We start from the raw sequence: 4152 nt of genomic DNA on the forward strand, positions 1-4152 counted from the left end.
CCGGCAACGACGCCGCCGTCCTGCGGGCCGTCATGCTCGGCTGGTGGAGCGCCCTGACGGGCGAGGCGGGCGCGCCCGACGGCGTCACCCTCGACGACGTCCTCGCCACCGTCGATCTGCTCCCCACCATGCCCGAAGCGGTCCACGCCACCGCCGAGGCGATGTTCGAGGCGGTCGACGCCGACGGCGACGGCACGATCTCGCCGCAGGAGTACGACCAGATGATCGAGGCGTGGCGCGGCGGCCCCGCCGACACCCGCGAGGTCTTCGACCTCCTCGACCTCGACCACGACGGGGTGATCTCCCGAGCGGAGTTCGTCCGGCACTGGTACGAGTTCTGGGCGGGCGACGATCCGGCCGCGCCGGGCGCGTCGGTGTTCGGGCTGCTCCACCCCGCTTGAAGAGCACCGCCCGACGCGGCCCGGCGGCTCCGGTCAGGAGCCGGGGTAGGCGCCGCCGCCGTGGGCGGAGTCGAGGGCGTCGTAGTCGGGGGTGAAACCCTTCTTCGGGATCGAGTCGACGAACTCCACATAGCGGGGCTTCTTGTAGGAGGCGATCCCGGCGCGCACATGCTCGATGATCTCCTCCTCGGTGGCGGAGCTCCCGGGCTTCAGCGCGACGATCGCCTTGACGGTCTGGCCGAACCGGTCGTCGGGCACGCCGATGACGGCGGCGTCGGCCACCGACGGGTGGGTCTTGAGCGCGCGCTCGACCTCGGCCGGGTAGATGTTCTCGTTCGCCGACTTGATCATCCGCAGTTTGGGGCCGATGAAGGTGAGGGTGCCGTCGGGTTCACGGCGGCCCAGGTCGCCGGTGTGGTGGAAACCGCCGACGGCCTTCACCGCGTTCAGTTCGGGGCGATCGTGGTAGCCGGAGAACAGCGACCAGCCCTTCGCGCAGATCTCGCCGACCTCGCCGGGCGGCACCTCGACACCGTCGGCGTCGAGCAGCCGGATCGCCACGAGCGTGCTGGCCCGGCCCGCGTAGCCCTGGCCGCCCGGGGCCAGCCCGAGGAAGGTCAGCATCCCGCCGACCTCGGTCTGCCCGTAGCCGCCCATCTTCGACGCGCACCACGGCGAAGCGTCGACCGTGATCATCGCGTCCCAGGCGGGGGAGTGGGAGACGAACCGCAGCGACTTCAGGTCGTACTGGCCGCCCTCGTTCGCGGTGACCAGACCGTCGATCATCGGGCCGAACAGGAACGCCTGCGTGCACCGCTCGGCCTCGATCAGCCGGCAGACCTCCTTCGGCTCGTAGGCGGGCGTGAAGACGTTCTTGCCGCCCAGCAGGAAGGTCGCGAGCACGAACATGTTCGTGCCGACATGGAACATCGGGCCGCACGCCAGGAACGTGAACCCGTCCTCCATCTGCCGCTGGTGCAGCAGCGCCTCGCTGTGCGCGATGAGCGCCCGGTGCGACAGCAGCGCCGCATTCGGCCGTCCGTCGAACGCGGCCGTGTACAGGGCGAGAACGGGCAGGTCCTCGGTGACGGCGGCGGCGGGCGCCCCGTCGGCTCCCGCGGCGAGGAACTCCTCGTACGGTTCGCCGGACTTCAGCCAGGTCGCCTCTTGCGACCAGGCCGCTCCCGAACACGCCTCCCGCGCCGCGGTGACGGCCTCCGACTCCTCCCAGACGATGACCTTGGGGGTGAGATCGGCCAGGATGTGGCCGAGCTCGTCGGCGGTCTGCCGCCAGTTGGCCGGGCAGAAGACCGCGCCGATCCGGCCCGAGGCCAGCAGCAGCTCCAGGATCCGGAAGGAGTTCTGGCCGAGCCAGAGCACCCGGTCACCGGCCTGCGCACCGGCCGCGGTGAGGGCGTTGGCGAGCCGGTCGACCCTCGCGTCCAGCTCCGGATAGGTGAGCCGGACCTCACCGTCGACGGCGGCGACGTCCAGCGGCCGTCCCCGCCGGTGCTCGCCGAGAACGTCCCCGAGTGTGAGCTGATGAACGGACATCTGCGCCTCCTCGCGCCTTGCGGAGCTGACCTGTGGGCCGATCTGGGAGCCGGTCTAGCGGAACGCCGGCATGACTTCCTTGGCGAAGAACTTCAGCGTCTTGCGCATGTGCTCGATGGGGACGTGCCGGGTGGAGCCGAAGTCGCACATCAGCTCGGCGAACCCCATGGCCTGCACCATCTTGATCTGGTTGACGACGCGTTCGGGGTCGCCGATCACCTCGAGCTGCTCCCAGCGGAAGTCGTTGCCGACGGAGCCGCCCTTCAGGTACTTGCTGGCCCACGATTCGAAGCCCTTGGCGATCTCGCCGGTCTTGCTGTCGATGGGGGCGCTCTGCGCGTTGAAGATCCGGGATCGGTCGAACGACGCCTCGAACCGGGCGAGGTCCTCGCGTGCCTGCGCGATCGTCGGGGCGACGTACACGGTCCGCGCGGCGATCAGATCGGGGCTGGTGGTGTCGATCCCGTGCGCCGCGGCGGTCGCGTACCAGGCTTCGGCGGCCTTCGCGATGCGCTTGAACGGGGCGGCGGGGTCGGCGAGGATCGGCAGCCCGCGCGCCGCGTAGATCTCGACCGTCTCGGGGCTGACGGCCGCGATGTGCACGGGCGGGTGCGGGGTCTGCAACGGCTTCGGCGCGAGGGTGACGGGGTTGCCGGTGCCGTAGAACTTGCCCTGGAAGTGCACGTCCTCCCCGGTCCACAGTTCGAGGATCATGTTGAGCGCCTCGTCGAACCGGTCGCGCGCCTCGCTCAGCGACAGCCCGAACGACTCGAACTCGATCGCCTGGTAGCCGCGGCCGACCCCCATCTGGACGCGTCCGTTCGACAGCAGGTCGACCATCGCGGCCTCTTCGGCGACGCGGATCGGGTTGTGCAGCGGCAGCACCACGATGCCGGTGCCGAGGCGGAGCCGCTCGGTGCGCGCCGCGAGGTTCGCCAGCATGGTGAAAACGTTGTTGATCTGCCCGTAGTCCCGGAAGTGGTGCTCGGCCAGCCAGACCCCGTCGAATCCCAGCTCTTCCAGGAGCTCGACCACCTCGATCTGGTAGTCGTACACGTCCCGAGCCGACATGCCAGGAAACCTGTGGAAGAGGTGAAAGGTCGAGAATCTCATGGCGTCGCTTCGCTCCTGCCCTCGTATGTACCAAGCGCTCGCTTGGTAATGTAGCACCGCGAGGGGGAGCCGGTCATCTAGCGTGGGGGAGCGGCTCGTCACCGGTGCAGGGCGGAGACCTCCGCCGGCCGGCCGGCGGGCACGTTCGCGGGCGGCGCGACCCGGCCGAACTCCAGGGTGAGAAGGGCCGCCGCGACCCAGCCCAGATCGAGCCAGGAGCGCACCACCACACCGCGCGGCACGTACGCGCCGTGGAACTTGCGGTTGAACAGATAGAGCGACTCGACCGCGATCAGCGGATCGAGCAGATGCAGGACGCGGTAGCCGAGCCGTTCGGGCAGGGTGCGGTCCGCGGCGTCGAGGAGCTCGCGGAAGGCCGCGAAGTTCAACGAGACGGCCGGGGCGTCGGTGGCGGCGACCAGATCGGCGATCAGCCGTTCGTGGACCCCGTTGGGCGCGGCCGGGTGGCGGCGCATCGCGTCCAGGGACAGGCCATCGCCGCAGCGGGCGTACCGCTGGAACGCGATCGGCCGCGCGCCGAGGTAGGCGACCGTGACGACACAGCCCGGATGCCGTCCGGTCAGCAGCTCGTCGAGGTTCATCGAGAAGCCGCGTTCGGCCGCGCCGCCCAGCGACAGCCGGGCGATCTCCAGCAGCGACTCCCGGAGCGCGGGTGACAGTTCCCTCTCCGCGAGGATCTCCGTTCTCACCCCGGCGTTGTGGGTGCGGCGCACGGCCTGGCGGACGTTGCGCATCGCCCGTCCGGCCAGCGTGAATCCGGCGGGCGTCAGCACCACCTCGTCGCCGATCCCGATCTGCTTCATCCCCGGCCATTCCCGGCCCGCCGCCAGCACCGCGGGCCGCCACCCGTTCCGCGCGCACAGCTCCAGGAACGCGCCGACGGCCGCGGGATGCGACCGCGGATCACCGACCGGATCGCCCCCGGCGACGGCCACCCCGAACAGCACCCGGTACCCGATCGCGGCCCGCCCGCCCGGCGCGAACACATACGACTTGTCCCGGCGGAGCGCGAACGGCGCGAGGGTCCCCGAGCCCGGCTCGGCGACCAGCCGGGCGACCAGCG

At 70.7% G+C, this 4152-nt stretch carries 4 protein-coding genes; 1 reads left to right on the forward strand and 3 read right to left on the reverse strand.

What is annotated here, in order from left to right:
• The coding region (locus tag ACYVE7_RS30370) for an EF-hand domain-containing protein (protein WP_460369531.1) at positions 1-401 on the forward strand (401 nt) is incomplete at its 5' end.
• 33 nt (positions 402-434) lie between these two features.
• On the opposite strand, the gene ACYVE7_RS30375 is transcribed toward ACYVE7_RS30370, so the two are convergent.
• From ACYVE7_RS30375 to ACYVE7_RS30385, 3 genes are all read right to left on the reverse strand, one after another.
• Positions 435-1955 (reverse strand): AMP-binding protein, encoded by a 1521-nt coding sequence (locus ACYVE7_RS30375; RefSeq protein WP_460369533.1) that lies wholly within the window; start codon positions 1953-1955, stop codon positions 435-437.
• Between the two features lie 54 nt (positions 1956-2009).
• On the reverse strand, positions 2010-3068 hold the full coding sequence (locus ACYVE7_RS30380; protein WP_460369535.1) for an LLM class flavin-dependent oxidoreductase: 1059 nt from the start codon (positions 3066-3068) through the stop codon (positions 2010-2012).
• A gap of 98 nt (positions 3069-3166) precedes the next feature.
• Positions 3167-4152, reverse strand: a 986-nt coding sequence (locus ACYVE7_RS30385) for a bifunctional lysylphosphatidylglycerol flippase/synthetase MprF (protein WP_460369537.1), incomplete at its 5' end; no start/stop codon positions are given.

This window comes from Actinocorallia lasiicapitis (assembly GCF_054778695.1).

What these genes read in the sequence shown, in the direction of transcription:
- ACYVE7_RS30375 (WP_460369533.1), bottom strand. Translation starts at nt 1,955, where the DNA reads ATGTCCGTTCATCAGCTCACACTCGGGGACGTTCTCGGCGAGCACCGG.
- ACYVE7_RS30380 (WP_460369535.1), bottom strand. Translation starts at nt 3,068, where the DNA reads ATGAGATTCTCGACCTTTCACCTCTTCCACAGGTTTCCTGGCATGTCG.